The organism is Paenibacillus sp. P36 (assembly GCF_045866505.1).
GTDB classification, from domain to species: Bacteria; Bacillota; Bacilli; order Paenibacillales; family NBRC-103111; genus Paenibacillus_E; species Paenibacillus_E chondroitinus.
This window is the reverse complement of sequence record NZ_AP038372.1, coordinates 3,168,308-3,194,411: the sequence shown is the minus strand read 5'-3', so window position 1 is coordinate 3,194,411 and position 26,104 is coordinate 3,168,308. Positions and strand designations below refer to the sequence as shown.

Below are 26,104 nucleotides of genomic sequence, written 5' to 3'. Positions count from 1 at the left end.
TGCCCGCTCCTTACTGAACTCCGATCATCTCGCGAATCTGGCCGATCGAATGTGTCAAATTCGTTTCCCGGCAATCCTCGGGATCATGGGTATGCTTCACATGAAACTTGATACCGCCGCTAACTTGCTGCGGCTCTGAACCTAAATATGACTGCATCATGTCCATATCATGCGACACCATGATGAACGTCATATGATGATGCTGATGCATGTGGCGGATCATCCGGAAAAATCCGAGCTGCGATTCCGCATCAATTCCCACGGTCGGCTCATCCAATATGAGCAGCTCCGGGTTGTTCACGATCGCGCGCGCGAGGAAAGCGCGCTGCTGTTGTCCACCGGACAGCTGGCCGATTTTGCGGTCAGCTAAGTCCTCGATGCGCATGGCCAGCATCGCGTCTTCCGCTTTTTGCAGGTCAGCTTTGGACAACCTGCGGTAAATCCGCTTCTTCGAATACATCCCGGATAAAACAATTTCCCGCACAGTAGCCGGGAATAAGGGATTGAAGGCATTTTTTTGCGGAACATAGCCAATGCGTTCCCAATCCTTGAATTGGCTTAGTGGACTGTCAAACAACCTGATCTCCCCGCTCGTAGGCTTAAGAAGCCCTACGAGCATTTTAAGCAGCGTTGTTTTACCTGCACCATTGGAGCCAATGACACCAACAAAATCTCGTTCAAGTACATTAAAACGAAGCTTATCAATGACCTTCTTATTTTCGTATGAGAAGGAAACATCATCAATAGACACAATACTTTGGTGGCAGAAATCTTTATGGCTTATCTCCATGTTCATAACCCCTGACTCAGAATGAACTACCCTTCTATTGTAAGGCAGTCACTAAATTTTTCAAATTTTTGTCCATGATCGAGATATAATCCTCGCCAGCGTCAGCTTGCTCCTTCGTTAATCCTTCAAGAGGATTCAATACCATCGTTTCTACCTTGGCATCTTTGGCTAACGTCTTCGCCAACTTGTCGGATACAAGCTCTTCAAAGAATATATATTTCAAGTTATGCACTTTGATGTATTCATTCATATTCTTTAGGTCCTGAGCGGTTGGCTCGGCATCAGGCGATAGACCCATAATGGATAATTGCGTTAAGCCATAATCTCTGCATAAATAAGCAAACGCCTGATGAGAAACAGCAATTTCCTTTTTGGAGGTTTGCCCCAGCTCTTTTTTATAGCGAGCATCAAGATCTGTTAACTTGGCAGCATAGCTCGCATAATTTTGCTCGAATGCATCTTTATGTGCCGGATCTGCACTAATTAGTGCCGTTTTAATATTATTAGCCATTTTCACAGCATTTAACGGGCTAAGCCATGCATGTGGGTCAAATTCCTCTTTATTTTCAGAGGTTCTTATCAAATTTGCCCCATTACTCGCTTCTACTACTTTTAAAGTAGAATCTGGTGCTAGACTTCCCAGAAAATCTTTCACCCAACCTTCAAATCCAGCACCTTGATAGACGAAAACCTGTGCTTGCGTCATATTTTTGATGTCCCTGCTCTTCGGAGACCAATCGTGAGGCTCAACTCCTGCCGGAACCAGGTTAATGGCATTCACATATTCGCCGCCAATTGCCTTAGTAAACTCATATAAAGGATAAAAACTTGTTACAACATTAACCTTACCTTCAACAAGTTTAGCTTTTGAACTTGCAGCAGTACCGCATCCAGCCAATATAACAGATAAAATAACCATAACGGTTATGGACATAATCCATTTCGAACGTATCATAATCCTCACTCCACTCGCGTTCTAAATCGTAATAATTTTTATTAACGAATTGATTATACGAGTCCCCCTACTTGAAGTCAATACATCTTATAGGCAAAATAAAAAGCCCTGCCGTGAAATGTCACAGCATGGACTTAATTCAATTACTGCTTCCCTTGGTCATCCTTTTGCTTTGAACTGTCAGAATCTTCTTTGGAGGAACTCTTATCTTCCTTATCGGCTCCGTCTCCAGATTTGGATTCCGTTTTTTTGTTGCTTTCCTCTTTCAATTTCTTATACCGCTCTTCCGACTGCTTAATTAGCTTATTCTCTTGCTTTACCTTATATTGAATAATCTCATTGTACATCTCATATTGTTTTTTCAACTCTTGATTAATGACACTATCATCCTCTTTTTTTGTGCTCGATGCCTTGGACTTAGATTCATTTTTTGCTTTCTCTTCCTCTTTCTTTTTATCCGAACCTCCACCAAAAATAGAACAAGACGTTAAAACAAGAACCATCACCGAAATACAGATCAACTTAAAGAAATTTCTCGCTCTCATCTATATCACTCCGTGGTTAGTTTCCCTTAGAGTACCCCACTTATATGAACCCCCATACGAAAAAAAGCACCCTCGACCTATGTAAAAATAGGGAAAGGGTGCTGACTTGATTATTTTACAATCGCGCCATTAGGCATAGAATCCGGAACTGTGGCCAGTGTCAACTGGTCCCCGTGCGAAGCCGCGAGAATCATTCCTTGCGACAGCTCGCCGCGCAGCTTGGCCGGCTTGAGGTTGGTGACGCAAATAACTTTGCGTCCAGCCAGTTCCTCGGGCGTGTAAAACTTCGCAATGCCCGAAACAACCTGACGCTGCTCATATCCAAGATCGAGCTGCAGTTTTAGAAGCTTATCGGCGCCTTTCACAGGCTCCGCCGATAGTACCTGAGCTACGCGCAGCTCCACTTTGGCGAAATCGTCAATCCCGATTTCCTCCTTAGGCTCTGGCGCGGGTACTGTTGAAGCAGCAGCCGCAGGTGCTGCTTCTTTCACTTCATCGGCGGCGTTTGCCGCTCCTCCGCCCATAGCTTCAACGATGTACGCGACCTCAGCCGGAGCGTCCAATCTTGGGAACATTGGATCTCCCTTTTGAACGGTTGTACCCGTTGGGAGATGCCCGAATGATTGCACGCTTTCCCAGGCGGTTAAGCGCGGCAGATCCTCGGCAGCTAAGCCAAGCTGCTGCCAAATCAGTTGCGGCGTCTTCGTCATGAACGGACGCAGCAGTACAGACGAAATGCGCTGGGATTCAGCCAGCACATACATGACGGAGCCAAGTGTTTCGCGCTTGGCTTCATCCTTAACCATCGACCACGGCTGAGTCTCGTCGATGTATTTGTTCGTGCGGCTAATCAGCTGCCACACCGCGGAAAGCGCAATGGAAAACTCCATTTTTTCCATTGCTTCTTCATACTTCGCTACCGTCGTTTGAACAGTCTCCAAGAGACTGTCGTCGAATTCGGTAGCCCCTTGCACATACGCGGGAATCGTGCCCGCAAAATACTTATCGATCATGACGATCGTACGGTTAAGCAGATTCCCCAAATCATTGGCGAGGTCATGATTGACCCGCTCTACAAAGCTTTCCGGCGTGAATGTTCCGTCAGCCCCGAAAGGCACTTCGCGCATCAAGTAATAACGAAGCGCGTCCAAGCCATAACGATCAATCAATGTCACAGGATCAACAACATTCCCTTTGGACTTTGACATTTTGCCATCTTTCATTAACAGCCAGCCATGAGCGAATACTTTTTTCGGCAGCGGCAGGTCTAGCGCCATCAACATAATCGGCCAATAGATCGTATGGAAACGAACAATCTCCTTACTCATTAAGTGAACATCGGCAGGCCAATACTTATCAAAATTACTCGTATCATCCGAACCATATCCAAGTGCAGTAATATAGTTCGAAAGAGCATCAATCCACACGTAAATCACATGTTTAGGATCCCCAGGGACTTTGATCCCCCAATCAAACGTCGTTCGAGAAACAGCTAAATCCTCAAGTCCTGGCTTAATGAAGTTATTAAGCATCTCATTTTTGCGGGACTCCGGCTGAATAAACTCCGGATTTTCTTCATAATACTGCACCAAACGGTCAGCATATTTGCTCATCCGGAAGAAATAAGTTTGCTCCTTCATTTTCTCAACAGGACGGCCACAATCAGGACATTTTCCATCCACGAGCTTGCTCTCTGGGAAAAATGACTCATCCGGAATACAGTACCAACCTTCATATTCCCCTAAGTAAATATCCCCTTGATCAAGCAATCTTTGAAAAATCTTGCCCACCGCATCCTTATGACGAGTTTCTGTAGTACGAATGAAATCGTCATACGAAATGTCAAGCTTGCTCCACAGGTCCTTAATTCCAGCAACAATACCATCTACAAACTCCTGTGGCGTTGTTCCTTTTTCTTGTGCTTTACGTTCAATTTTTTGTCCATGTTCGTCTGTCCCCGTTAGGTACCTTACATCAAAGCCGCGAAGCCTTTTGTAGCGAGCCATAGCGTCGCCTGCCACCGTTGAGTAGGCATGACCGATGTGCAGCTTATCACTTGGATAGTAGATGGGCGTCGTGATGTAAAACGTTTTTGATTTTGTTGTCATCCAGAATTCCTCCTAGCTAAATGTAGAAAACACAAAAAACCCTCATCCATCTTGGGACGAGAGCTGAACTCACGCGGTACCACCCAGTTTCCCCCGCCTTTCACAAGCTCGGGGCTCAGTAAGTCTATAACGACTTGCCCATTAACGCTGGGACACGAAGCCAGCTTACCCCCAATCTTGCGCATTGATACTTCTCATACGCAGTCTGAGCCGCTCGAAGGCTTATTCTCCAGGACCATCTTCCAAACTTACTCCTATGCCGGCTTTCACCTTCCCCGGCTCTCTGTTCATAGGCTTCCGTCTGTACTTATCCGTTCATCGAATCCATATATAACATCTTAAGGCAAATATATCGAAAAAAAGAGCCACCTGTCAAGCCGACTGATCAGTATGAATTAATTTTTCCACCCGCGGAGGCACATGATCAATCCCTCCAGGATGAAATGGATGGCATTTACAAATCCGCTTCATAGAGAGCCACGAACCTTTTAAAGGACCATGCACTTCAATAGCTTCTAATGCATACTGCGAACATGTGGGATAGAATCGACAGGTCGGCGGCTTTAACGGCGAAATGAACTTCCGATAGAAATGAATAGGAGCTTGCAGCGTCCTTTTCATATAATGTCTCTCTCCTCACCCAAAGTTAATTGAACATGATACTCTACCATCATGCCTCAAAAACAGTATCGGGTCAAATCGAAGAATTATACTTATTCAGGAATGTGAAAACACTTAAGAAATGTAGGATAAAAATAATTGGATATTGCCATTTTGATCCACTTAATCAAAAAACGTTCACGATCACACTTATCATTAAATTGATCTTCGATATATCTACTTAGTTGTGTATTGCTGTAGTGATTATTATAAATTGTTAATTTCTTGTTTAGTCTATTTAATTTGGATTCAAGATACGCATGCAGATCTCGAGTTGAAGATTTTTTATGAGTCGGTGGAATTGGCGAAGTCGGGGCGCATTGGTTTGGTTCATCCGTGGTTGAAAGATTATCAGATTTTTGTGATTCGCGGTTAGATGTTTCAAGTTTATTAAGTAATTTAGTTCTATTCTGAGTATATTCGAATGCAAACTGGATTTTTTTCAACAATAATTGCGCACTTCTATAATTAATCTCAAGAACATGAGATAGACCGCTAGCGGTACACTCTACTCCCTCTTTAAATAAAAATTGTATGGCTTGGAACCATAGTAATAATGGAAGCTTCGATTTATGCATGAGTGTCCCCGTAGTTAAAGAAACCTGCATTCTACACTCTTTGCATTCTAGCAATTTACGAGTTCGAATCTTGAAAGCCTCATTATGATCGCAACGCGGACAGCAAAACCCATTTGTCCAACGCATTTTCAATAAAAACTCCTCACATTCTTCTTCCGAACGAAATGTGTATGAGCTCAGATCCATAAATTGCTGTTCCATCTTCTCACCCCGCAAATAGAACTTTTGTTCTTATTTCCATTATACCAAACATATGTTCTAATTGGAAGTTTTTTTATTTCCCCCCTTAGTTGGAGGAGGATAAGTCGGTGAAATACGATTTCTGTGATATATACAAAAGTAGTAAAAGTACTGTTTATCTAGTGCTTAGATGCTTAACTAATAAAAGGTTAATTCAAACCGACAATTCCTTGTTGTAGATACGACAGATTTTGCTAAATCAAGTTATATGGAGTCGCCATCAGAGCTTACTTAGGATACAGAAATACGTGTGGGTTCAATGTCAATGCGGGTGTTAGACTGCAGGTTGGCGCGGTAGTGTTGGTCGAGGGTAACTGTGAATGCACTCTCGGGGGAGTGATGTAGTTATTGGTACTATTTGTAATCGGGTATGCTTGAGCATTGGAGATAAGATGGGGATGGGCACGTTGATGCGGTATGCGCTGAGCGAGTGTTATCGTGGATGTCGGTGCTTTCTGTATGTCTGGAATGCATGGGGCCGGGGTAAGAGGCGGATCGGCACGTTGATAGGGTGTGCGCTTGGGCCTGGATTGTTGTGACTGTTGGTGCTTTCTATAGGTTTGGTATGCTTGGGCGTTGGAGATAAGATGGGGATGGGCACGTTGATGCGGTATGCGCTGGAGCGAGTGTTATCGTGGATGTCGGTGCTTTCTGTATGTCGAGTAAGCATGGGGCTGGGGTAAGTGGCGGATCAGTACGTTGATAGGCTGGGGGTGCGCTTGGGTCTGGATTGTTGTGACTGTTGGTGCTTTCTGTATGTCGAGTAAGCATGGGGCTGGGGTAAGTGGCGGATTGGTACGTTGATAGGCTGGGGGTGCGCTTGGGTCTGGATTGTTGTGACTGTTGGTGCTTTCTATAGGTTTGGTATGCTTGGGCGTTGGAGATAAGATGGAGGTGGGCACGTTTATGCGGTATGCGCTGGAGCGAGTGTTATCGTGGATGTCGATGTTTTCTGTAGGTTGAGTATGCGTGGAAGTCTGGGGGGACGGTTCGCACCGGTTCGTTTGGCTTAATATAAAAAAGATGCCTATGAACGGTAGGGTTCATTGGGCATCGTTTATGGTGAAGGATTTCATTTATCTGAATGAAACAAGATCCAGGATTATTCCAGCTGTTTCTTCGATTGCTTTGTTGGTGACGTTGATTACTGGGCAGCCGAGCTGCTTCATAATGGACTCGGCATAGTCGAGTTCTTCTTGGATGCGGCGGAAGGTGGCGTATTGGGAACCATCCGGGAGGCCGACGGCTTTGAGGCGTTCGAGACGGATTTGCAGGATTTGGTTGGCGTCCATGGTGAGGCCGATGATGCGTTTGCTTGGGATTTTGAAAAGCTCCGGTGGTAGCTTTATTTCTGGGATGATAGGAAGATTAGCAGATTTAATTCCTTTGTGTGCTAGGTAAATACTTAGCGGTGTCTTGGAAGTGCGTGAAACTCCGATAAGAACTACTTCGGCTTGAAGCATGCCGCGGTTATCTTTGCCATCGTCGTATTTGACGGCAAATTCGATGGCATCTACTCTGCGGAAGTAATCGGCGTCCATCTCGTGCAGTAAACCCGGTTTTCGCTTAGGTAGGTGTCCATACGTTTCTGAAAATGCTTCCAACATCGGTCCCATTATATCAACTGTTCGCACACCGAGGCGTTGCGCTTCATTTTTCATGGTTTCGCGAAGCTCGGGCTGCACGAATGTATAGGCCACGAAGCCCCCGGCTGCAGCTGCTTCCTGCAGCATTTGAACGATTTCACTTTGTTGGCTGATATGACCGTAACGTTTAATTCTCATCTGTTCGGAATTGAATTGACGAACGGTAGCTCTGGCAACGGCATCGGCGGTTTCTCCAATTGAATCTGAGCAAATAAACAGCTGCTGTTGTTCGGTCACTCTGCACCTCCCCTTTGAACCTACTATACGTGAAATTATACCAAAAATGCAAAAAAACCTCTATCCTTTAAAGCGACAGAGGTTTTTCGCTAATGGCTAATGTTTTTTTAGAATGATAACTGCTTTTGCCGGGAGCGTGATGGTGTTTTCCATTTGGTGATTGGTTATCATATTTGTTGCTTTGAGATCTCCTAAATCCACTGTTTCCTCATGATCATTATGATTCAGAAGGAACATATAGGTGTCTTCATCTCGAGTTCTTACGGATATCTCCACACCTGCAACAGGTGCTACAGGCGGAATAATTCCTTTGTTCTGGCACAAATTGCGAATGAGTCCTTGTAAAAATGAAGGTTCCGGGCTGGTAGCTACATACCAAGCTTGGCCAGAACCGTATGTGTTTACGGTTAGTGCAGGCATTCCTGCATAGAAGTCACTGCCATAAACGGCTTTGATCTCGGCGCCTTCTGAATGGATTAGGTCACAAAGTATGCCGCATGGATATTCGCCTTTCAGTTCTCCCCACTGCTCTCTCATGACGATTTGGTTGGACTGGTCGGGGAACAACGCATCGATTTCTTCAGCCCAAATCCCGAGTACTTTACGTAACTCACCAGGGTAACCGCCTAAGGTGACGATATCGTTCTCATTGACAATACCGCTGAAGAATGTGGTGAGGAATGTCCCACCTGCATGTACAAAGTCTTCGACACGTTTTGCATAGCCCTTTTTAACCATGTAGAGAACTGGTGCAATTACGATGTCATAGCCAGATAGATCGGTTTCAACCCCAATCATATCAACTTGGATGTTTTGCTGGAAAAGCGCGTCGTAGTACTTATGGACTTCATTCACATACTTCAGCGCAACGGTTGGCCCGCTGGAAAGTTCGACTGCCCAACGGTTTTCCCAATCAAATACGATAGCTACTTTAGCTTGGACTCTTGTATCCAGCAGCTTATCTGAAAGTATTTGCAGTTCAGCCCCTAGTTCCGCACATTCGCGGAATACCCGCGTATTCTCGTGACCGGCATGCTCGATGACGGCTCCGTGGTATTTTTCACATGCTCCAACCGATCTGCGAAGTTGAAAGAACATGACGGTATCCGCACCGCGGGCCACGGCTTGATAGCTCCAAAGTTTCATAACGCCTGGACGTTTGAGTGAGTTGTACGGTTGCCAATTTTGCTGGCTTGGCGTTTGTTCCATCAGCATGAAGGGTTGTCCTTGTTTTAACCCTCGCATAAGGTCATGCGTCATAGCCGTCAAGCTGATCGGCGTGTCCAGGGATGGATAGTTATCCCAAGAAATCACATCCAAATATTTGGCCCATTTAAAATAATCCAGTTCTTTGTATAATCCCATTAAATTTGTGGTGATTGGAAGATCAGGCGTATGTTTTTTGATAGCGTTGTATTCAAGCTTATAACACTCTAGCATGCTATCAGACATGTATCTCCGATAATCTAGTGAAATGCCTTGGAAATTGGTGTTGTCCACACCCCATTCTTCTGACAAAGCATTTGGCGAAACGATTTCTTCCCATTCATAAAAGGTGTGACCCCAAAAGCTTGTATTCCAAACTTTATTTAATGTTTCAATTGTCGTATAGCGTTTTTGAAGCCAACTGCGGAAACCGTCTGCGCATTGCTCACAGTAACAATACCCGCCGTATTCATTTGAAATGTGCCAGATTAAGATGGCAGAGTGATTTTGATAACGTTCTGCCAGCTTCTCAGCGAGGAGCGTAGAGTATTTACGATAAGAAGGGCTGTTTGGGCAAGAGTTGTGTCTCCCGCCAAATTTACGCTTCCTTCCTTCAAAATCAACACGGAGAACATCCGGATAGTTACGCGCCATCCAAGCAGGATGAGCACCCGTGCTTGTGGCTAAGCAAACATAAGTCCCGTTCTCATAAAGCTTGTCTATGATTTCATCTAACCATTCAAAGTCGTATGTATCCTCATTTTTTTGCAATTTCGCCCACGAAAAAACATTAACCGTCGCTACATCAATGCCCGCAAGCTTAAACATGCGTAGATCTTCATCCATGATTTCTTTATCCCATTGCTCGGGATTGTAGTCTCCGCCGTACCAAATCTTAGGGAGTTTCTCATTGATCATAACTGCCACCTCATCAAATTGGATAAATAAATATAAGAATAAATCCATTGTATTGGATTATTTTTCATCTTAAAATATAATATTTTTACATATTCATATAATAAAATGGAACAGGTGGACTTACTCATGCACAAAAGATATGAATTAACGCCTTCAACTGCGCAACCGTTTCCAATCTTTATTGAGAGTATTGGACATCATGAGGATCAGGAAAAATTGGTTAGACCGGAGGGCTTCCCCAATTATCATTGGCTCCAAACCTATGCCGGTGAAGGAGAGTTCGTCCTGGATGGCAAAAAATATTCACTGCCGGAAGGAACGGGTGTTTTCATGCTACCGGGAGTTCCGCATTCTTATTATGCCGTTACGGAATTATGGTGCACGCAGTATGTCACCTTTGGCGGAGCTTGTATTGAAGCCATCCTTGGCACTTTAGATCTGTTGGATTCTGCTGTTTACAGGTGGGATTTGGGTGGTCCGATGAATACGGCAATTGGTCAAATAATCAAACAAATGGATGCAAGCTCCGAGTACTCCGGGTATGACGCCTCAGCCGATTTATATCATTTTTTCATCCAGCTTAAGAAACATGGTCAGGTCAATAACCGCACCTCGATTCGCAATCAAATTGCTCTTTTACAACCTTTACTGATGTGGCTTGAAATTCATTATCATAACCCTGATACAAGTCTTGAAGAAATGTCTGAAGTGTTAGCCATAACACCTCGGCATATGAACACGTTGTTTCAGCACGCTTTCGGGCTCTCGCCTTACTCCTATCTAATTCGGATGAGGCTTCGCAAATCCAAAGAAATCCTCATTCACCAACCTGCAAAAACAGTCAAGGAAGTGGCTAAATACGTTGGGTTCCGTGATACGAGCCACTTTGTAGCCAGCTTTCGCAAGCACGTCGGACTGACACCGGAAAGGTTCCGACAGATGAATTAAAGAAGCTAATCGTATATAATGAAAATATAGTAACTATTTTTTTATCGAAGGAGTTTGAATTCTTTATGATGATAGAAATTTTTGAAGATATTGTTTGTCCTTGGTGCCGTATCGGCAAAAAGAATTTGGAAGATGCTCTAGCCAATTTTACAGCGGAGCCGGTTGAAGTTCACTATCGCGCCTTTCAACTAGATCCGTATACCCCAACTGAAGGCTCTCCGTTCCGCGAGGTCATGCACAAAAAGATGCAAGCAGACGAAGATCGATTAAACGGTATGCTGCAGCAGGTCACTCAAGCAGGCAAAGCCTCCGGTTTGCATTTTGACTTCTCCAAAGTTGAGAAAATGCCGAATACGCTAAAAGCTCACCAACTGATTGCAATTGCACCAAAAGAGTTAAAAAAACCAGTCGTAGACGCATTATTTAAAGCTTATTTTGAAGATGGCAAAGACATTGGCCAGTTGGATGAGCTTCTGGCCACAGCAGAACAACTCGGTATGGACCGTGAGAAAACAAAATCGCTTTTGGACGCGAAAGAAGGACTGGAACAGGTTGAAGATGATTTTGAGTTCGCTAGGCAAGCTGGCGTCACCGGCGTTCCCTTTTTTGTGATTAACCGAAAATATGCGCTTACTGGCGCACAGCCATCCGCGACGCTCCTGCAGGCCATACAGCAGATTAGCGCTGAACAACCTGAGGAAAACGGTAATGAGAACGAGTAATAGAAACGAATTATAAAAAAAATTATAAAAACGAATTATAAATTTGTGCAGCAAAAAACCGACTCGCTTTTCTCCAAGAAAAGCTGTCGGTTTTTTTATTTACAATTTAGGCTGCTGCTTCTGATGCTACTTCTGCTGCCTTTTTAGTGAATATTCGCAAGTAGAACAATCCACTAACGATGATCACTGCCGCAAAAATGATGAGCAGATTACTGTAAGGAATTGCTGTTACAGAATTCAGAACAGGATTCTTGTAAAACTCCATCATGCCGCCATCCAACAATTTGGCGACAAGTGCCGTTCCTACAGCCCCTGAAATAAAGCTGATCAGGTTGAAAAGTCCCATGCCTACTCCGGTTTCACTAACGCTCAGCGTCAAGGAGACCCGGTTCGCCAGAGCCGTTTGCACGAAGGAGAAGCCGACGTAAGTAGGAAGAAGCGCCGCAGAAATGAACCATGGAGAATGGCCAACCAAGAAAGCAATGGCCACAAGGCTGATTACTAAAAGCCCAAGACCAATAAACACGACAAAGTTATTGCCCTTTTTGTCCGCCAAATTTCCGCCAATTGTACCAAAAATAACGGCACACATGGCCCCTGGGAACAGAATAAGCCCAATTGTGCTCGTGCCAAGCTCATTCACTTTGGCCAACATGAGCGGAATGACAAACATGATCCCCATGACGGTGCAAAATACGAGGAATCCAACGATTAAACCGCCCCGCAGCAGTTTATTCCGGAATAGCGACGGTTCAATAAAAGGATCTTTGGCTTTAAGAATATGAGAAATAAACCAAATGAATAGCGCTAAGCTCGCGGCCAAATAGTACCAATGAGGGAATGATAAGTAGACGATTATACCAGCGACGGAAAATGCAACGAGCGCCGCTCCCAAGATGTCGACACTGCCTTCTTTGCGTTTTTCCTCAGGTAAAATCTGATTGAAAAACGGGATTGAAATCAGAGTAAACAAAGGAATAATGAACAAGTACGTCCAGTGGAGTGACGAGGATACAAATCCGCCCATTACAGGCCCTACGGCGATGGCAAAGGAAACAGTGGAAGTTAAAAGCCCGAAAACTTTTCCTCGATCCGAAGGTGAAAAGTAGCGTGCAACAACGACCATAACGAGCGCTGGTATGGCTGAGGCTCCTGCGCCTTGCACGGCGCGCGCAAAGATGACCGCCGGATACCAGGCCTGAAGCACAAAGCCAAGCGCAGATCCAATACTATAGATGAGGATTCCGGCAACAATCAGCTTTTTCAAAGAAAAAATATCGGATAACCGCCCATATATGACGGACCCAATCCCGAAAAAGATGATAAACGTAGTGAGCACCCAGCTAACTCCTGTCGGCGTAATCCCGTACTGCTTAGCGATTTCGGGTGTTGAAACGTTAAAAACTGTTTCGTTTAGTACAGCAAAAAAGATAAGAAAAATAATCCATGGCACAGCCTTTTTGGCATCTATAACCTTCTCTTGTGACACCTCAGTTGCAGAAGCAACGTGTTGCATGGTTTTCACCTCCACTTTCCTTCAGTTATCTGTAAGTTTTTAGATTACAATTAACTGTAATGTTAATTGTTATAGTTTAATCTGTCAAGGGATATCTTCCCTCTTTGATCAAGATATAAGATAATGAACGAATGGACTTGCACTAATCGAACAGGAGTTACTTTAATGACCACTTTACTTCAATGGCTCAAGCAGCTGCCCTCCCGTATTATGATTGTGATTTTGCCTTTTTTCCTGATGATGATGGTCGAATATTTGGAACGCGGCTCATATGAAGAGCTCCACAAATGGGTGATGAACCACCCTCTCTCCATGGTTCTTGCCTACTTCGTAGTAGGAACTTTGTATCTCTTCCTTATTGCTGTTACCGGCAAAAGCCGCTTATCCTTCTGGCTGCTTTGTGCTGCCCTTTTACCGCTTGGTGCAATTAGCGGAAGTAAATTAAAGGCGATAGGAGCCCCGTATTACCCGTGGGATCTTTATTTTAACAATCAAATTGTGGCGTACGTGCCCTTTTTGAAAGGGTATCTCAATCTGCGAATACTCGGATTTGTCGCGCTCTTTCTCGGATTGCTCGCCTTGTTATTTCATTTGGTGCTGCGACGTCAGCGTATCCAGTTTACCTGGATAGAACGCGGTATTTATGCTGTTGTTGCCATCGTAATGGCATCGAGCCTTTATATGGATAAGCCAATTCCATTCATGAATCTTTACGGGATATACACGGTCCCCTGGGATCAAACAATAACCTATGATGAGAATGGATACCTTTATTCATCCGTGCAGATGCTAGGTTTTCTGAATGTAGCCAAGCCGGAGGGATATAGTAAAAAAGCGATAGCGGACATTTTAGGCAAAATTCCAGAGAAACCGGCTGCAGGTGATAAAAAACCAAATATCATCGTCATGCTTGGGGAATCATTCTGGGATCCAACACTGATGAAAAACGTAACATTTAGCCGTGATCCGATCCCTAACCTGCACCAACTTCAAAAAACGTACACGAGCGGCTGGATGCTGTCTCCCCAATTCGGCGGCAGTACGGCAAACGTAGAATTCGAAGTACTATCCGGTAATTCTATGCGGTTTTTCGGCAAATCTCCGGATAAAATATTGCCTTATATCCAATATATGAATCATGGCGTTGATTCTTTGGCCAGTATCATGACTAGACAAGGGTACACCGCTACTTCTATCAACCCTTTCTTCAGCTATTTTTTTGACAGTCGAAAGGTGTATATGGATTTTGGATTTTCGCGGTTTATTTCCAGCGAGTATTTCCCAAATGATTTTGAGGGGCCGAACTATGCAGATCGGGCTGTCGTGAAGAAGATTATTGAGGAAACTGAAAAAAGCCCGGGACCTGATTTTATTTTTGCAAACACGATGGAAAATCATCATCCTTACAAGCCAGGGAAGTTCAACAAAAACACGATTGAAGTGACGGGGGATATTAGTTCGGAATCCAAAGGTATTTTGGAAACGTATGCTCAAGGTATTTCGGGAACTGACAAAGCGCTTCAGTCCTTAGTGGATTATTACTCCAAAAAATCTGAGCCTACAATTCTGCTGTTTTTCGGCGACCACTTTCCTTTTTTTGAAGATGATTACAAAGTGTACCGCGATGCGAAGTATGTTCTTCCGGGTGATCCTGATCTATATACAAAAACTCACTATACGCCATTTTTGATATGGAACAATTTCCTTCCTGCAGACCAAGAACAATTGAATCTCAAGATGAGTCCTTCGTTCCTAGGTCCAAAACTCCTTCACATGGCTGGTGTCAAAGGAAGTTACTACACCGATTATTTGTATGATTTATCGCAGAAGATTCCGGTTATACCGCCCAATGACATGTGGGAAAAATATAATATTAAAGCAAGCGATCTTAGTGACTATATGAAGCTTCAGTATGACAATTTATTTGGCGGTCGTTACGGATATGAGGCCAAAGGTTTCAAAGACACAATCGTTCAGCCAGGATATGTGTTAGGGTATGGAGATCCAGTTATTACTAAGTTAACTCGCAGTGGTAATAAACTTCAGGTTGTGGGCAAGCCATTTTATTCTTCTTGCAATGTGTATATCGATGGTAGGTTGTTTAAGTCTAATTTTGACGGTGAAGATACCTTGTATGTTGACCTGACGGATAAAGAGAATCCGGTCCTCGATAACGACAAGCCTCATCAGGTCGAAGTTCGGGTTTATGACGATAAAAAGATGAAAATTGGCCAATCACCTTTATACCCGCTCCCGCAGTCATGACGATAGCCCTCTTGGAATAGGATGAACCATATCCTGCTTCAAGGGGGTTTTTCGTTTGTCCAGTTATGTTCCGCCTGCTCACGTTCATTTTTTTAAGGCCATGACATCCATGACTCTCGATCATAATCATTTATTACGCCTATATACCTTTAATGTGAATGGCACTGCTTATGATGGCCATGTTCACCAATACCAAGGGATTACCGGCATTCGATATGGGCATTACCATAATTATTTTGGTACGACAGGTCCTGCCATTCCGCTGCAAAACGGCACGCATATCCATTTTTTAGAGGGAATCGTAGAACTTAATGCATATAACACATCTAGAGGGGGTGCACTTGTAAGCTCCGCTCAAAAAACAGGACTGATTTCTGAGTTGCATCAGCATACTTATTCCGGGTATTCTACGGCAGGTTTTGGCTATGAACCTTGGTGAAAAAAAAGAGCCAAGTTCAGAAGCCGGACGGCCTCCTCTTGACTCTCGCTGTATTATTCTAATGTTTGGATTTGAATGGACCACTCGAAAGTGAAGTTCTCTCCTGCCGCTAAGCCCAGTGCACCGGAAATTTCGGGTGCATAAGACTCGTTGAATACATTCATGATGCTCGTGTATGGCTCCAGAGATACGGCATTCGTCCATGGCGCCGTAAACAGAACATGAATGGGAAACTTGTCGCCCATGTTGAACACAAGCTTGGTTCCGCGAGCTTCATACTGAATCTCGCAGGTCTGAGGGCCCGGCTCGATGCTAAGCATCTGCGAGCCGCCTGGATAGCTCGGCAGCGCCGTAACGAGCTCGCCTTGCTGAAGCGCCGCGGTGAGCGGTGATGGAGCAGGCTCGCCAGCGGCGTAGCCATCAGCGCTGAGCGGCCACTCTGCCGCCGCGGGGATCAACACCTTCACGCGGCTAGCTTCGCCGTCCGCGTAAGCAAAGTACGGGTGAAAGCCAAGTGACAGCGGCATCGTGCTGCCGCTCTCATTGGCGATTTCACCGCTGAGGGACAGCGTACCGTCCTTCAGCCGGTACGTAAAGCGAAAGCATGCGGCGTGTGGAAAATACGCCAGCACGTCCGGGTGCTCCGCGATATTGAACTCCGCGGAGACATAAGCCCCGCCAGCCGCATCCGCGCCGCTGGCAACGACCTTCCACGGCCGCTCGCGCAGCTCGCCGTGGGAGTGATCCGGCTCCCGGTTCGCGGGGAGCCGGTATTCGCGGCCTTCGAAGGTGAAGGCCGCTTGCTTGACGCGCCCCGGCGGGAACAGAATGGGCACGCCGTAGCGCGAAGACTTGACGCGAAGCTCAGCGACGCTGGCTGGCTTCGCGATGTAGGCCTGGTTCCGCACATCGAAGCGGAACAGGTGCAGTCCAACGGCCGGAATGATTTCGGCCGTTGCTTGGGCTTCGTGGTCGACGAGGCGAAGCGTCGACTCCCCGTCCCATTCACTATGGATAAGTTCATAACGTGACATTATTAAATCCTCCTTTGTTTATGGTTAAGATAAGCTTTTCTTGTAGGTCTGTCTTCTGGTTGGTTGTCCATAATAGCTCATGACCAACAGTATCCCCACTACGAGTATGATCATGGTGACCAAGCTGCCTTCCGCGCCAAAGCTGCCACCGGAAAGAAGCGCGCTGCCTTGATCTTGGACTTTGAAAATTGAAGGCATCGGTGTGCCAGATACTTGAAATCCAAAAATGCAGCCTTGAATAAAGTTCCACGACAAGTGCATGCCGATCGGCATCCACAAACCTTTTGAAAGCTCGCGGGACAAACCGAACAACAATCCTGCCAAAATCAAGTTCAATAGCGGCATAGGCGTGTTCCACATCCCAGGATTGAAAGAGTGCAGGAATGCGAACACAAGCGTCGATATGGTGATGGCAGCCGCCCCACCAAACCTTTCTTTCACTAGTCCCTGCAGATAACCTCGGGCAAATAATTCTTCATTGACAGCGACGCCAATGAACAACAAGAAACCTCCTACTAATTCGGCCAGCATCGATTCGGTCCATGAATTGGACCGGACGTTAATGCCGCCGAGCAGCCAGATGCCTAAGCAGGAGACTGTGATAAGGAGCGCCCCCGCAACGAAGCCTTCACCCAATCGCCTCGCAAGATGGCGACTCTGTAAGCCTAGCGTCCATCCTTTGCGCCGTTCAAAGATCCCATACGAGAGAAATACGCCGCTTATGAATCCGATAATTTGCGCCCACAAAGCTGCCTTAACGAAAAAGGAATCGCCAGCAACAGCCGCCATGCTCCTCTCCAGCTCCGGCTGCTTCAAAATCGCAATAACCGCTGCCGCAATCGATAAGATAACCGTAATGACAACAATGAAAACAAGGGTCAAGAGTACTTTGCCCAAAATGGTCAGAATGGATAAGGACATTCGCTTCTTTACATCGATGAGGCTTCACTCCTTTCTCCCACTTATTCGCGAAAAAGGACCTAAATCCTGCCAGTTACCCGGCAAAGGAACTCTTGTGCAATTGTTGGCTCCGTGCCACAATAGAGGAAATATTGGATTTGCCTACGGAGGACTCATGCTGTTCGTTCTATTTGCATTATGGATTATCGCTCTTGGCCTTGTGATGGTCGATCCCCGGTCGAGCACTATGCGCTGGATGAGCGCCATCGCTTTTACAGGTGGTTTCGGCGCCCTCGCAGCCGTCTTATCGGAAACCTTCATCCCTTACATTCAACAAACCGTGCCTAATCCTTCCATTAGCACCATGCTTTATCACATCATGGGGATTTGCTCGCTAATTTCTTATTATGGCTTGCCCTATTCGTTCGCTATGCTCTCGCTCAGCTATAATACGACATGGCAGAAACCCGTTTTACGCAAATGGCTGCCATTTGTTTTATTTCTGCCTGTGATTATGTGCATTCTGCTCACACCTGGATACACAGAGGAGATGCCGATTACTTTCCCCGTCGTCGCGTTATGGGCAGTGCCTTATTTTATCATTGGTTCCGTACTCATTGTTATGAAAACAGAGCGCCTGCCCGCTTTAAAACGAACGCATTTATTTACATGTCTTGCGCTCTTGCCGCCAATCCTCTGTGTTGGTGTGTTGAACTATGTAATGCCAAGTTTCGGTTACTACCGGATGTGGGTGTACCACGTATGGATTCTTGCTTTTGTCGTTCCTTTTTTCGTTTACACATTTTTCAAATATGGCTTCCTCGGGATGAGGCTTTTAATTGAACGTCGTAAGCTGGACTCGACACTTCGTGCTATCACCTCAGGGACCGCTATATTAAATCATGCCATTAAAAATGATGTCGGGAAAATGCGGTTGTTTCTGGAGAAAATGAAGCAGCATGCCGAAGAAACCCAGCAAACGGAGCTTTTGCAGGACATTGAGGTCGTCATGGGCGCTTCCGGGCATATCCGCGATATGATTTCCCGGGTCCACGAACAAACACAGGAGCTCCCCCTGCGAGTCACTTCTGTTCCTATCGGTGATCTGATCGATGAGGTGCTTCTCCCTCTACAGCCTTTTCTTGCGAACGTCGCCGTTCAGTTGAACATCGCAGAAAATTTAACGCTCCAAATTGACCGCATTCAAATGGCGGAAACGTTAACGAATGTGCTGATGAATGCCATTGAAGCCATGCCGCATGATGGCGAGCTTATGATTCGCACGTTGCACGTGAAGAAAAATATCGTCCTGGAAATCAAAGATAACGGCATGGGGATGGACAAAGATGTTTTGAAACAAGTTCTGGAACCTTTTTATACGACGAAAAGCGGCAGCCGCAACAACTTCGGCCTTGGGCTCGCCTATTGCTATAGCGTCATGAAAAAACATGGAGGGTCTTTGGAGCTTAGCAGTTCACCGGGGAAAGGCACGAGCGTGTTTCTTACATTTCCAAGCAGCCGAATACTAACTTAAGGAGGTTCAAGATGGAACCAATTCGCATATTAATCGTTGAGGATGACCTGGATTGGCTGCGCGGCCTCAAAGCGTATTTAGACCGACAGCCTGATCTGCAAGTCATTCGTACCCTCTCTACCGCAGAAGAAGCGAGAGAGCTCTTTACGGCGTCTGAACCGGATGCTGACGTTGTACTTATGGATATTATGCTGCAGGATGAACCCGCTGGGATCGGCCTTGCCGAGCAAGCCCTTTTGGCGTGGGGTGCCAAAGTCATCATGCTAACTTCCATGGAGGAAAAGGACTTTATTTTCCGTTCCTTCCAAGCCGGCGCCATCGATTACCAAATCAAATCCAGATTTGAGGAACTGCCGGATATCATCCGCGGTGCGCATGCCCGGAAAGCGTCCATTAACGCCGCTGTAGCCGAGCAAATGCGGGAAGAGTTTCGCAGGCTCAAGCGGCTTGAACATCAATTCAAGGTCAAGGAAGCCCGTGATCTGATTACACCGACAGAACTTCAAGTACTCGAAATGATTGATCAAGGCCATACGCAAACGGAAATTGCGAGCCGTTTTTTCATTTCGCTGCGGACAGTGAAAATTCACGTGGGCCATATATTGAAGAAATTAGGAAGTCCAAGCAGCAAGGATGCCGCTCAGAAAATGAGAGAATTAGGACTGTTCGAGCGAGGAAACTCGACACAGACAGGTGATAGCGAAAAGGACTAGTGAATATCTTTCTTTTTAAATCTTCCGCCTTTGACATCGTGGATATTGCCGACTGCGAGGAATGCCGATGGATCTAGTTCATCAACAATGGATTTCAGCTTCGCCTCCTCCAGTCGCGTGATGACACAGAAGATAACCTTTTTATTGTCTCCGGAGAAACCGCCTTCCCCTTCCAAATACGTAACACCACGCCCCAGACGGTCCAAAATGGCTTCACCGATCTGTCTAAACCGATCACTGATGATCCAAACGGATTTGGACTCGTCGAAACCCTCGATCGTCACATCAATCATTTTATAAGCGATAAAATAAGCAATTAATGAGTACATCGCGCGATCCCAGCTGTATACAAAACCTGCACTGCCTAGAATAAATACGTTGAAAAACATCACAACCTCGCCGACGGAAAAAGGAATCTTTTTCGAGATCAGAATCGCAATAATTTCTGTTCCGTCAAGCGATCCTCCGAACCGGATAACCATCCCGACGCCAATCCCAAGGATAATCCCTCCAAATACGGCAGCCAATAAAGGGTCATTCGTCAGTTCATGAACCGGATGAAGCAAGGCCGTGCCTGCGGACATCACCAGAATAGCGAATAATGTCGATAACGCAAACGTTTTTCCGATCATTTTATAGCCGATAAACAGGAATGGAAGATTTAATAGCGTAAGGAAAATCCCTACCTGAATGTGGGTTAAATAAGACAAAATGATGGAAATACCGGTGATTCCACCATCAATAATTTTGTTAGGAACCAAAAATATTTCGAGTCCGACAGCCATTAAGGCTGCACCGATAAATAGAAAGACACCCCTCCGCAGTAAGCTGGTTTTGGTCATCCTGCGATGCTGCGCTCTAATGGCAGCTCTCTTCTGCAATTGAATCTGTTCTTTAGCCATCGTTCATCCCCTTTCGTCACTTACATTTTTCTACTTACTATCTTCTCGTCGGGACCATCATTTCCCTGCCTAAAGCAGCCAATTTTTCACGTCAAAATGCCTTAAAATAATTAGATAAACTACCATCGAATATTGCCGATTCCCATGGTATAATGTCAGATGTCCTTTACAATTTATCTACAATCCATAGGAGAAAATATGAAATTACATCTAGAACGTTTACTGCAGCTGTCCCGGCAGCGGCTGCCCTTTATTCTTATAGCTTTAATTCCTGTGGTCATCATGGAAATTTTAAGCCGCGGTCAATATATAGAGATGTTCACCTGGAGCTATAAACATATTATTGAGCTGCTCTATAATGAATGGATTGTATTTAGTCTGCTTCTGCTTTTCATCGCCATTATTGGCCGTACTAGAGTAGCCTATTGGATTCTTTCAGGCATACTGCTGGTGATGGGACTCATTAGCGGGATAAAACTCAAAATACTAGGTGTCCCTTTGACACCTTGGGATATTGTAATAGCAGGCGAAGCATCCGATATGGTGCAATATATTAAAAATATTTTCACCTTCAATGTGCTGTTTATGATCGTGTTGTTCCTTGCAGCCAGCTATTTCTTGTTATACCGCACACAGTTATTTATGAAGAAAATTCATATAAAAGAACGGGGAATTGTCGCCGTTATTGCGCTAGCCATGTTGGCAGCGGTTTATACCGATTTGCCACTACCTGTTCAGAAATGGTGCGGCATTAAAGCTTCGGTATGGAATCAGGTTGAAAATACGCAAACCAACGGTTATGCGCTAGCCACGTTCCTGAATACCAAGTCGATGTTCAGCGATAAAAGAGAAGGTTACGACGATAAAGCGGTCGAAGCCATCGTCAGCAACTCACCTAAACCGCCGATTAAAGCCGGCGATCCGAATGTTAAGCCGAATGTGATTGTCGTATTGAGCGAAGCATTCTGGGATCCTACTGTGATCAAAGGCGTACAATTCAGCCGGGATCCGATCCCATTTTTTCACCAATTACAGCAGACAGGTACGAGCGGTACCATGCTTTCGCCGCAGTACGGCGGTGGGACTGCCAATGTGGAGTTTGAGGTTTTGACGGGGAACTCGATGCGCTTCTTGCCGCAAGGATCGATTGCGTATAACCAATTTATTACGAATGAAGTGGATTCCTTGGCTAGTATTTATGCAAGACAAGGTTACACATCTACAGCGATTAGCCCTTTCTATAACTGGTATTTTAACAGCAATCGCATCTATAAAGACTTTGGTTTCTCGAAGTATATTCCGATTGAATATTTTAAGCCTAACTATTCGGGCCCTTATATCGCGGATAGTGAAGTTGCTGCGAATATTATCCATGCGACGGATCTTAGCGACGGTCCCGACTTTGTTTTCGCGAACACGATGGAAAATCATTTCCATTTCTTCCCGGGTAAATTCCCGAAAAATACGTTTGATGTCACAGGGGACATGTCTCCTTCTTCTCAAGGTATGCTCGAAACGCTTGCTCAAGGCATCAGTGCATCAGATAGAATGCTGAGAGAGCTTGTCGAGTATTATGAGAAAAAAGGCGAGCCTACCATTATCGCATTCTGGGGCGACCATTTGCCGGCCTTAGGCGATGATTACGCCACCTATATTGATACCAAGTATATTAGTGGTAAAGATGATCCGGATTTCTTGAAAAAAATGTACAGCGTTCCCCTTGTCGTTTGGAACAATTTCGACACGGAGCGCAAGGATAAGCTTGATATCAGCCCATCATTCCTAGGTCCTTATCTTATTGAATTATCTAAACAGCAAGGCAGCTATTATACTAATTATTTGAGCCAACTTTCGAAAAAGATCCCGATCATCCCGCCCAAAGATTATTTTGAGGCGATGCACATCAACGAACAAGATTTAAAAGACTATGAAACCTTGCAGTATGACATTATGTTTGGCGATCGACATGCCTACAAGGATTACAAGGTGCCTATTATTAATTCGAAATATATGCTAGGTTTTGGTCCCATACTCCTTGATAAAGTCGAGGCAGATACACAAGACCAAGATATCTCAGGGCGCTCCAGTGTTACACTCCTGATACGCGGCAATAACTTGCCCCCTCTCAGCATTGTAACGCTGAACGGTAAAGCCATTCCGACGACATGGCAAGATGAACACATGGTTACGGCCAGGGTGGAAGGCAATATGCTAAAAGCCGGCATTTGGGACATCCAAGTGCAAGTGAAAGACTCGAAGGAAACGGTAGTGGGGAAATCGAACACGCTCCCGATTGAGATGGGCGGAAGATAAACAAAAGAGAGTGTCCAACAGCCAAATTCATGGCTTGTGGGACACTCTCTTTTTTCATATAAAATGCAATTAGAGCGTAATGACTTTGCCTGTTGCTTCGGATTCGAATGCAGCCAGGATAACTTCCAAGGAACGCTTGCCTTCTTCGCCGGAAATGCGCGGTTTTGTACCACTCACGATGCAAGATACGAACTCATCGATTACGCCGCTGACCGTTTGCTTCTCATTCGTCGCCACTTGACCAACTTTGTAACGTTCAACCGTGCCGTTACGAAGTTCAACGATAACTTGATCGTTAGGATCTGTATCGATTTTGATAACGCCGTTCTCGCACCAGAGAACCGTGGAGTTGTCTTGGCCTTTGTAGTACGTCCAGCTTGCAACTAGAGAGCCAGTAGCGCCGCTCTTCATGCGCAGCAAGCACGTGGAGTTATCATCTACATCCGTTCCCTCTTTGTGAATAGTGCCCACGAAAGCTGCCACTTGTGCAACTTCATCATTCAGCAAATAACGGATCAAATCGGATTTGTGCACGCCAAGGTCGCCCATTGCGCCCATGATGGCTTCTTCTTTACGGAAGAACCAGCTCTCGCGGCCGTCAACGCTCCAGCCTTCCGGTCCTGGATGCCCGAAAGAGGTGCGGAATGTCAGCACTTTGCCCAGCTTGCCGGATTCCAAAATTTCTTTCGCTTTCACGTGCGGCGCCATTAGACGTTGGTTGTGGCCAACCATCAAGAACACGCCGTTTTTCTTAGCAGCTTCAATCATAGCTTCCGCTTCTTCAGCTGTAGCAGCCATTGGCTTCTCTACAAGTACGTGCGCGCCAGCATTTGCTGCGGCAATAGAAACTTCTGCGTGCAAATAGTTAGGCGTACATACGCTAACAGCATCGACTTTTTCTTCTTTCAGCATTTCAGCGTAGCTGCTGTAAGCTTTTCCGCCGTGAAGCTGAGCGTAATGCTCAGCTCTTTCGATAATCGGATCAACGAAAGCAACAAGCTCAACATTAGGATTCAATGCGTATTCCGGGATATGTCTGTGTTTGGAAATCGAGCCGCAACCAACGACGGCCACTTTAATTTTACTCATTATAATTGTACACTCCTCTAAAAGATAAGTTATGAATTAGTTAGGAACAACGTTGATGTAGTGCTCTTTAACCCAGTTCAAACTGTTTTCAATGCTCACAAGCGGCGGCTTCTGGCAGTGATCTTGCTCAACTACAAGCCATTCCACGCCTGCTTGCTCAGCAGCTTTAATCACTTGCTCCAGCGGAACTTCGCCTAAGCCCAGCTCCAACGTAACCAGCTTGCCCTCAGCATCCTTGGAGAAATCTTTGAAATGAAGCAGCGGCAGACGTCCAGCATACTTGGCAATATAAGCTAATGGATCTTGTCCGGCATATTTAACCCAGCACACGTCCATTTCCACTTGGATCGCATCTTTCCCCGCGTACATCGCATCAAAGACGAACTCGCCGTCTACCTTATGATGAAATTCGAAATCATGATTATGGTATAAGAACTGCAAACCTTGTTTGCCAACTTCAATCGCAATTTGCTCACACTCAGCAATTAGCTTTCTCCATTGTTCTGCATTTTCTCGTTCTTCAGCACCTACATAAGGGCAGATCGCATATTTCGCGCCAATCGTGTGCAGGTAGTCGATTTCGCCTTGCAGATCATTGCGGAATCTCTCCAGACTTACATGGCTGCCAATAGCTTTCAGGCCAAGCTCATCCAGCAATTCTTTCATTTCAGCAGCAGGCTTGTCAAAATAACCCGCAAACTCAACGCCTTCATAACCTAACTTCGCAACATGACGAAGTGTGCCTTCCAAGTCTTTAGCCATATCATCACGAAGTGTATACAATTGAAGACCGATTCCTAAACGTCCCATTTGTTTCCCTCTTTTCTTAAATTCCAATTTATGCATTTCTTTAACCTTGTAGACAGTATAACGGAACATAGCTTATTATGACCATTCACGATATAATCAAAACATCTCTTATTTGGCTACGAAAGGTGATTACAATGGATACAGAGTTGTTGACCTGCGGCTATTCTTTTCATATGGAACCGTTTAATGTGAGTACGAAATCCGGACTCAATACTTATCTTTTCCGTTTACAGACAGAGGGTACATGTGAAATTCTCGTTGATGGGCAAATGATTCAAATCGAATCGGGTCATTTGCTTCTATATAAGCCGGGCGATCCGTACGAGTTAAAGATCGAACCTGCGAAAGATAACCCCGGCGGCAAAATCGCCAGCGGAGATTATTATTTATTTTGCAAAGGAGCCTGGATCGACGCCTGGTGGAAACGGAGCTACAAGCAAACTTGCACACGAATTGATCTAGATGCGCGGCTCATTTCGCTTTGGCGCCAGCTTATTCTTGAAAAACGCAGAATGGAAGAGGAAAACCGGGAGCTTAGCGGGTATTTGCTGCAAGCGTTATGCCTGTATGTGGAACGCGCGGCAACGGAAACCGTCTCCTTGCAAGGACGCCCTTTTACGGGCACCCGGATGAAACGGTTTATTGAGGCCCATGCAACAGCCACTTTCAAAGTGGACGATGTTGCTGACCATGTGGGACTCAGCGTATCCCGCGCTGTTCATTTGTTCAAGGAATGCTTCGGCAAAACCATGATTCAGTACGCCCTGGAAGTCCGCTTATCCAGTGCAGTGGAACGCATGCATGATAGCTCCATGTCCTTGGAGCAAATCGCCTTGAGCTGCGGCTTTGGCAGCTATCCATACTTTCATCGCGCCTTTAAACATCGATTCGGGATCTCTCCAAAACTGTATCGGCAGAAAGATTCGCAAAATTAAAGAAAATTCACAAATTTTTCATGTAGTTTTTCTTAGAGTATGGAACTTTTTTGCCTTCTAAATCGTATATTCTTTGACAACGGAAAAAGCTGGTCCGTTTG

Annotated in this window: 22 protein-coding genes; 8 read left to right on the top strand and 14 right to left on the bottom strand. The window is 45.4% G+C overall.

What is annotated here, in order from left to right; translation table 11 throughout:
* Positions 1–10 precede the first annotated feature (10 nt).
* The 8 genes from ACKTT9_RS14040 to ACKTT9_RS14005 all read right to left on the bottom strand — a co-directional run bounded on the left by ACKTT9_RS14040 (position 11) and on the right by ACKTT9_RS14005 (position 9,883).
* Positions 11–790 carry a metal ABC transporter ATP-binding protein gene (locus ACKTT9_RS14040; protein ID WP_157319907.1) on the bottom strand — a complete coding sequence of 260 codons (780 nt, stop codon included), beginning with the start codon at positions 788–790 and terminating at the stop codon, positions 11–13.
* 34 nt (positions 791–824) lie between these two features.
* Positions 825–1,745, bottom strand: coding sequence for a metal ABC transporter substrate-binding protein (locus tag ACKTT9_RS14035; protein WP_407872079.1), 921 nt, complete (start codon positions 1,743–1,745; stop codon positions 825–827).
* A 143-nt stretch (positions 1,746–1,888) separates the two neighbouring features.
* On the bottom strand, positions 1,889–2,290 hold the full coding sequence (locus ACKTT9_RS14030; RefSeq protein WP_407872078.1) for a hypothetical protein: 402 nt from the start codon (positions 2,288–2,290) through the stop codon (positions 1,889–1,891).
* A 110-nt stretch (positions 2,291–2,400) separates the two neighbouring features.
* Positions 2,401–4,398: a methionine--tRNA ligase gene (gene metG / locus ACKTT9_RS14025; RefSeq protein ID WP_407872077.1), complete on the bottom strand. Its 1,998-nt coding sequence runs from the start codon at positions 4,396–4,398 to the stop codon at positions 2,401–2,403.
* 372 nt (positions 4,399–4,770) lie between these two features.
* Positions 4,771–5,019, bottom strand: coding sequence for a membrane protein insertion efficiency factor YidD (gene yidD / locus ACKTT9_RS14020; RefSeq protein ID WP_407872076.1), 249 nt, complete (start codon positions 5,017–5,019; stop codon positions 4,771–4,773).
* A gap of 92 nt (positions 5,020–5,111) precedes the next feature.
* The gene (locus ACKTT9_RS14015; protein ID WP_407872075.1) at positions 5,112–5,837 is read right to left on the bottom strand and encodes a transposase; all 726 of its coding nucleotides are present in this window, start codon (positions 5,835–5,837) and stop codon (positions 5,112–5,114) included.
* Between the two features lie 1,115 nt (positions 5,838–6,952).
* Entirely contained in the window at positions 6,953–7,759 is an 807-nt protein-coding gene (locus ACKTT9_RS14010; RefSeq protein WP_127449590.1) for a pyruvate, water dikinase regulatory protein, read from the bottom strand.
* A 96-nt stretch (positions 7,760–7,855) separates the two neighbouring features.
* Positions 7,856–9,883, bottom strand: a complete 2,028-nt coding sequence (locus ACKTT9_RS14005; protein WP_407872074.1) for a beta-galactosidase — start codon at positions 9,881–9,883, stop codon at positions 7,856–7,858.
* A gap of 126 nt (positions 9,884–10,009) precedes the next feature.
* On the opposite strand from ACKTT9_RS14005, the gene ACKTT9_RS14000 reads away from it, so the two are divergent.
* Both ACKTT9_RS14000 and ACKTT9_RS13995 read left to right on the top strand, forming a co-directional pair.
* Positions 10,010–10,831, top strand: coding sequence for an AraC family transcriptional regulator (locus ACKTT9_RS14000; RefSeq protein ID WP_407872073.1), 822 nt, complete (start codon positions 10,010–10,012; stop codon positions 10,829–10,831).
* A gap of 65 nt (positions 10,832–10,896) precedes the next feature.
* Positions 10,897–11,553, top strand: coding sequence for a DsbA family protein (locus tag ACKTT9_RS13995; protein WP_407872072.1), 657 nt, complete (start codon positions 10,897–10,899; stop codon positions 11,551–11,553).
* A gap of 106 nt (positions 11,554–11,659) precedes the next feature.
* Here ACKTT9_RS13995 and ACKTT9_RS13990 read toward each other — a convergent pair whose 3' ends face one another.
* Positions 11,660–13,069: an MFS transporter gene (locus ACKTT9_RS13990; protein ID WP_407872071.1), complete on the bottom strand. Its 1,410-nt coding sequence runs from the start codon at positions 13,067–13,069 to the stop codon at positions 11,660–11,662.
* A gap of 165 nt (positions 13,070–13,234) precedes the next feature.
* Between ACKTT9_RS13990 and ACKTT9_RS13985 the strand changes: the two genes are divergently transcribed.
* The gene (locus ACKTT9_RS13985) at positions 13,235–15,334 is read left to right on the top strand and encodes an LTA synthase family protein (RefSeq protein ID WP_407872070.1); all 2,100 of its coding nucleotides are present in this window, start codon (positions 13,235–13,237) and stop codon (positions 15,332–15,334) included.
* 55 nt (positions 15,335–15,389) lie between these two features.
* On the top strand, positions 15,390–15,773 hold the full coding sequence (locus ACKTT9_RS13980) for a YmaF family protein (RefSeq protein WP_407872069.1): 384 nt from the start codon (positions 15,390–15,392) through the stop codon (positions 15,771–15,773).
* 53 nt (positions 15,774–15,826) lie between these two features.
* Here ACKTT9_RS13980 and ACKTT9_RS13975 read toward each other — a convergent pair whose 3' ends face one another.
* On the bottom strand, positions 15,827–16,807 hold the full coding sequence (locus ACKTT9_RS13975; RefSeq protein WP_407872068.1) for an aldose 1-epimerase: 981 nt from the start codon (positions 16,805–16,807) through the stop codon (positions 15,827–15,829).
* A 24-nt stretch (positions 16,808–16,831) separates the two neighbouring features.
* On the bottom strand, positions 16,832–17,728 hold the full coding sequence (locus ACKTT9_RS13970) for a lysostaphin resistance A-like protein (RefSeq protein WP_407872067.1): 897 nt from the start codon (positions 17,726–17,728) through the stop codon (positions 16,832–16,834).
* Between the two features lie 154 nt (positions 17,729–17,882).
* On the opposite strand from ACKTT9_RS13970, the gene ACKTT9_RS13965 reads away from it, so the two are divergent.
* Positions 17,883–19,241: a sensor histidine kinase gene (locus ACKTT9_RS13965; RefSeq protein WP_407872066.1), complete on the top strand. Its 1,359-nt coding sequence runs from the start codon at positions 17,883–17,885 to the stop codon at positions 19,239–19,241.
* A gap of 11 nt (positions 19,242–19,252) precedes the next feature.
* The gene (locus ACKTT9_RS13960; protein WP_407872065.1) at positions 19,253–19,954 is read left to right on the top strand and encodes a LuxR C-terminal-related transcriptional regulator; all 702 of its coding nucleotides are present in this window, start codon (positions 19,253–19,255) and stop codon (positions 19,952–19,954) included.
* Here the strand turns inward: ACKTT9_RS13960 and ACKTT9_RS13955 are convergent.
* A complete protein-coding gene (locus ACKTT9_RS13955) occupies positions 19,951–20,796 on the bottom strand; it encodes a YitT family protein (protein ID WP_246068925.1) in 846 nt (281 codons plus the stop codon). The two genes, ACKTT9_RS13960 and ACKTT9_RS13955, sit on opposite strands and share 4 nt — an antisense overlap.
* A gap of 258 nt (positions 20,797–21,054) precedes the next feature.
* On the opposite strand from ACKTT9_RS13955, the gene ACKTT9_RS13950 reads away from it, so the two are divergent.
* Positions 21,055–23,169 (top strand): sulfatase-like hydrolase/transferase, encoded by a 2,115-nt coding sequence (locus tag ACKTT9_RS13950; RefSeq protein WP_407872064.1) that lies wholly within the window; start codon positions 21,055–21,057, stop codon positions 23,167–23,169.
* A 69-nt stretch (positions 23,170–23,238) separates the two neighbouring features.
* On the opposite strand, the gene ACKTT9_RS13945 is transcribed toward ACKTT9_RS13950, so the two are convergent.
* On the bottom strand, positions 23,239–24,258 hold the full coding sequence (locus tag ACKTT9_RS13945; RefSeq protein WP_157319877.1) for a Gfo/Idh/MocA family protein: 1,020 nt from the start codon (positions 24,256–24,258) through the stop codon (positions 23,239–23,241).
* Between the two features lie 36 nt (positions 24,259–24,294).
* On the bottom strand, positions 24,295–25,068 hold the full coding sequence (locus tag ACKTT9_RS13940) for a sugar phosphate isomerase/epimerase (RefSeq protein ID WP_157319875.1): 774 nt from the start codon (positions 25,066–25,068) through the stop codon (positions 24,295–24,297).
* A gap of 134 nt (positions 25,069–25,202) precedes the next feature.
* On the opposite strand from ACKTT9_RS13940, the gene ACKTT9_RS13935 reads away from it, so the two are divergent.
* On the top strand, positions 25,203–26,003 hold the full coding sequence (locus tag ACKTT9_RS13935; RefSeq protein ID WP_407872063.1) for an AraC family transcriptional regulator: 801 nt from the start codon (positions 25,203–25,205) through the stop codon (positions 26,001–26,003).
* Positions 26,004–26,104 lie beyond the last annotated feature (101 nt).

What these genes read in the sequence shown, in the direction of transcription:
- ACKTT9_RS13960 (WP_407872065.1), top strand. Translation starts at nt 19,253, where the DNA reads ATGGAACCAATTCGCATATTAATCGTTGAGGATGACCTGGATTGGCTG.
- ACKTT9_RS14040 (WP_157319907.1), bottom strand. Translation starts at nt 790, where the DNA reads ATGGAGATAAGCCATAAAGATTTCTGCCACCAAAGTATTGTGTCTATT.
- ACKTT9_RS13995 (WP_407872072.1), top strand. Translation starts at nt 10,897, where the DNA reads ATGATGATAGAAATTTTTGAAGATATTGTTTGTCCTTGGTGCCGTATC.
- ACKTT9_RS14005 (WP_407872074.1), bottom strand. Translation starts at nt 9,883, where the DNA reads ATGATCAATGAGAAACTCCCTAAGATTTGGTACGGCGGAGACTACAAT.
- metG (WP_407872077.1), bottom strand. Translation starts at nt 4,398, where the DNA reads ATGACAACAAAATCAAAAACGTTTTACATCACGACGCCCATCTACTAT.
- yidD (WP_407872076.1), bottom strand. Translation starts at nt 5,019, where the DNA reads ATGAAAAGGACGCTGCAAGCTCCTATTCATTTCTATCGGAAGTTCATT.
- ACKTT9_RS13955 (WP_246068925.1), bottom strand. Translation starts at nt 20,796, where the DNA reads ATGACCAAAACCAGCTTACTGCGGAGGGGTGTCTTTCTATTTATCGGT.
- ACKTT9_RS14030 (WP_407872078.1), bottom strand. Translation starts at nt 2,290, where the DNA reads ATGAGAGCGAGAAATTTCTTTAAGTTGATCTGTATTTCGGTGATGGTT.
- ACKTT9_RS13945 (WP_157319877.1), bottom strand. Translation starts at nt 24,258, where the DNA reads ATGAGTAAAATTAAAGTGGCCGTCGTTGGTTGCGGCTCGATTTCCAAA.
- ACKTT9_RS13950 (WP_407872064.1), top strand. Translation starts at nt 21,055, where the DNA reads ATGAAATTACATCTAGAACGTTTACTGCAGCTGTCCCGGCAGCGGCTG.
- ACKTT9_RS13935 (WP_407872063.1), top strand. Translation starts at nt 25,203, where the DNA reads ATGGATACAGAGTTGTTGACCTGCGGCTATTCTTTTCATATGGAACCG.
- ACKTT9_RS13985 (WP_407872070.1), top strand. Translation starts at nt 13,235, where the DNA reads ATGACCACTTTACTTCAATGGCTCAAGCAGCTGCCCTCCCGTATTATG.
- ACKTT9_RS14000 (WP_407872073.1), top strand. Translation starts at nt 10,010, where the DNA reads ATGCACAAAAGATATGAATTAACGCCTTCAACTGCGCAACCGTTTCCA.
- ACKTT9_RS13975 (WP_407872068.1), bottom strand. Translation starts at nt 16,807, where the DNA reads ATGTCACGTTATGAACTTATCCATAGTGAATGGGACGGGGAGTCGACG.
- ACKTT9_RS13965 (WP_407872066.1), top strand. Translation starts at nt 17,883, where the DNA reads ATGCTGTTCGTTCTATTTGCATTATGGATTATCGCTCTTGGCCTTGTG.
- ACKTT9_RS13970 (WP_407872067.1), bottom strand. Translation starts at nt 17,728, where the DNA reads ATGTCCTTATCCATTCTGACCATTTTGGGCAAAGTACTCTTGACCCTT.
- ACKTT9_RS13990 (WP_407872071.1), bottom strand. Translation starts at nt 13,069, where the DNA reads ATGCAACACGTTGCTTCTGCAACTGAGGTGTCACAAGAGAAGGTTATA.
- ACKTT9_RS13940 (WP_157319875.1), bottom strand. Translation starts at nt 25,068, where the DNA reads ATGGGACGTTTAGGAATCGGTCTTCAATTGTATACACTTCGTGATGAT.
- ACKTT9_RS14035 (WP_407872079.1), bottom strand. Translation starts at nt 1,745, where the DNA reads ATGATACGTTCGAAATGGATTATGTCCATAACCGTTATGGTTATTTTA.
- ACKTT9_RS14015 (WP_407872075.1), bottom strand. Translation starts at nt 5,837, where the DNA reads ATGGAACAGCAATTTATGGATCTGAGCTCATACACATTTCGTTCGGAA.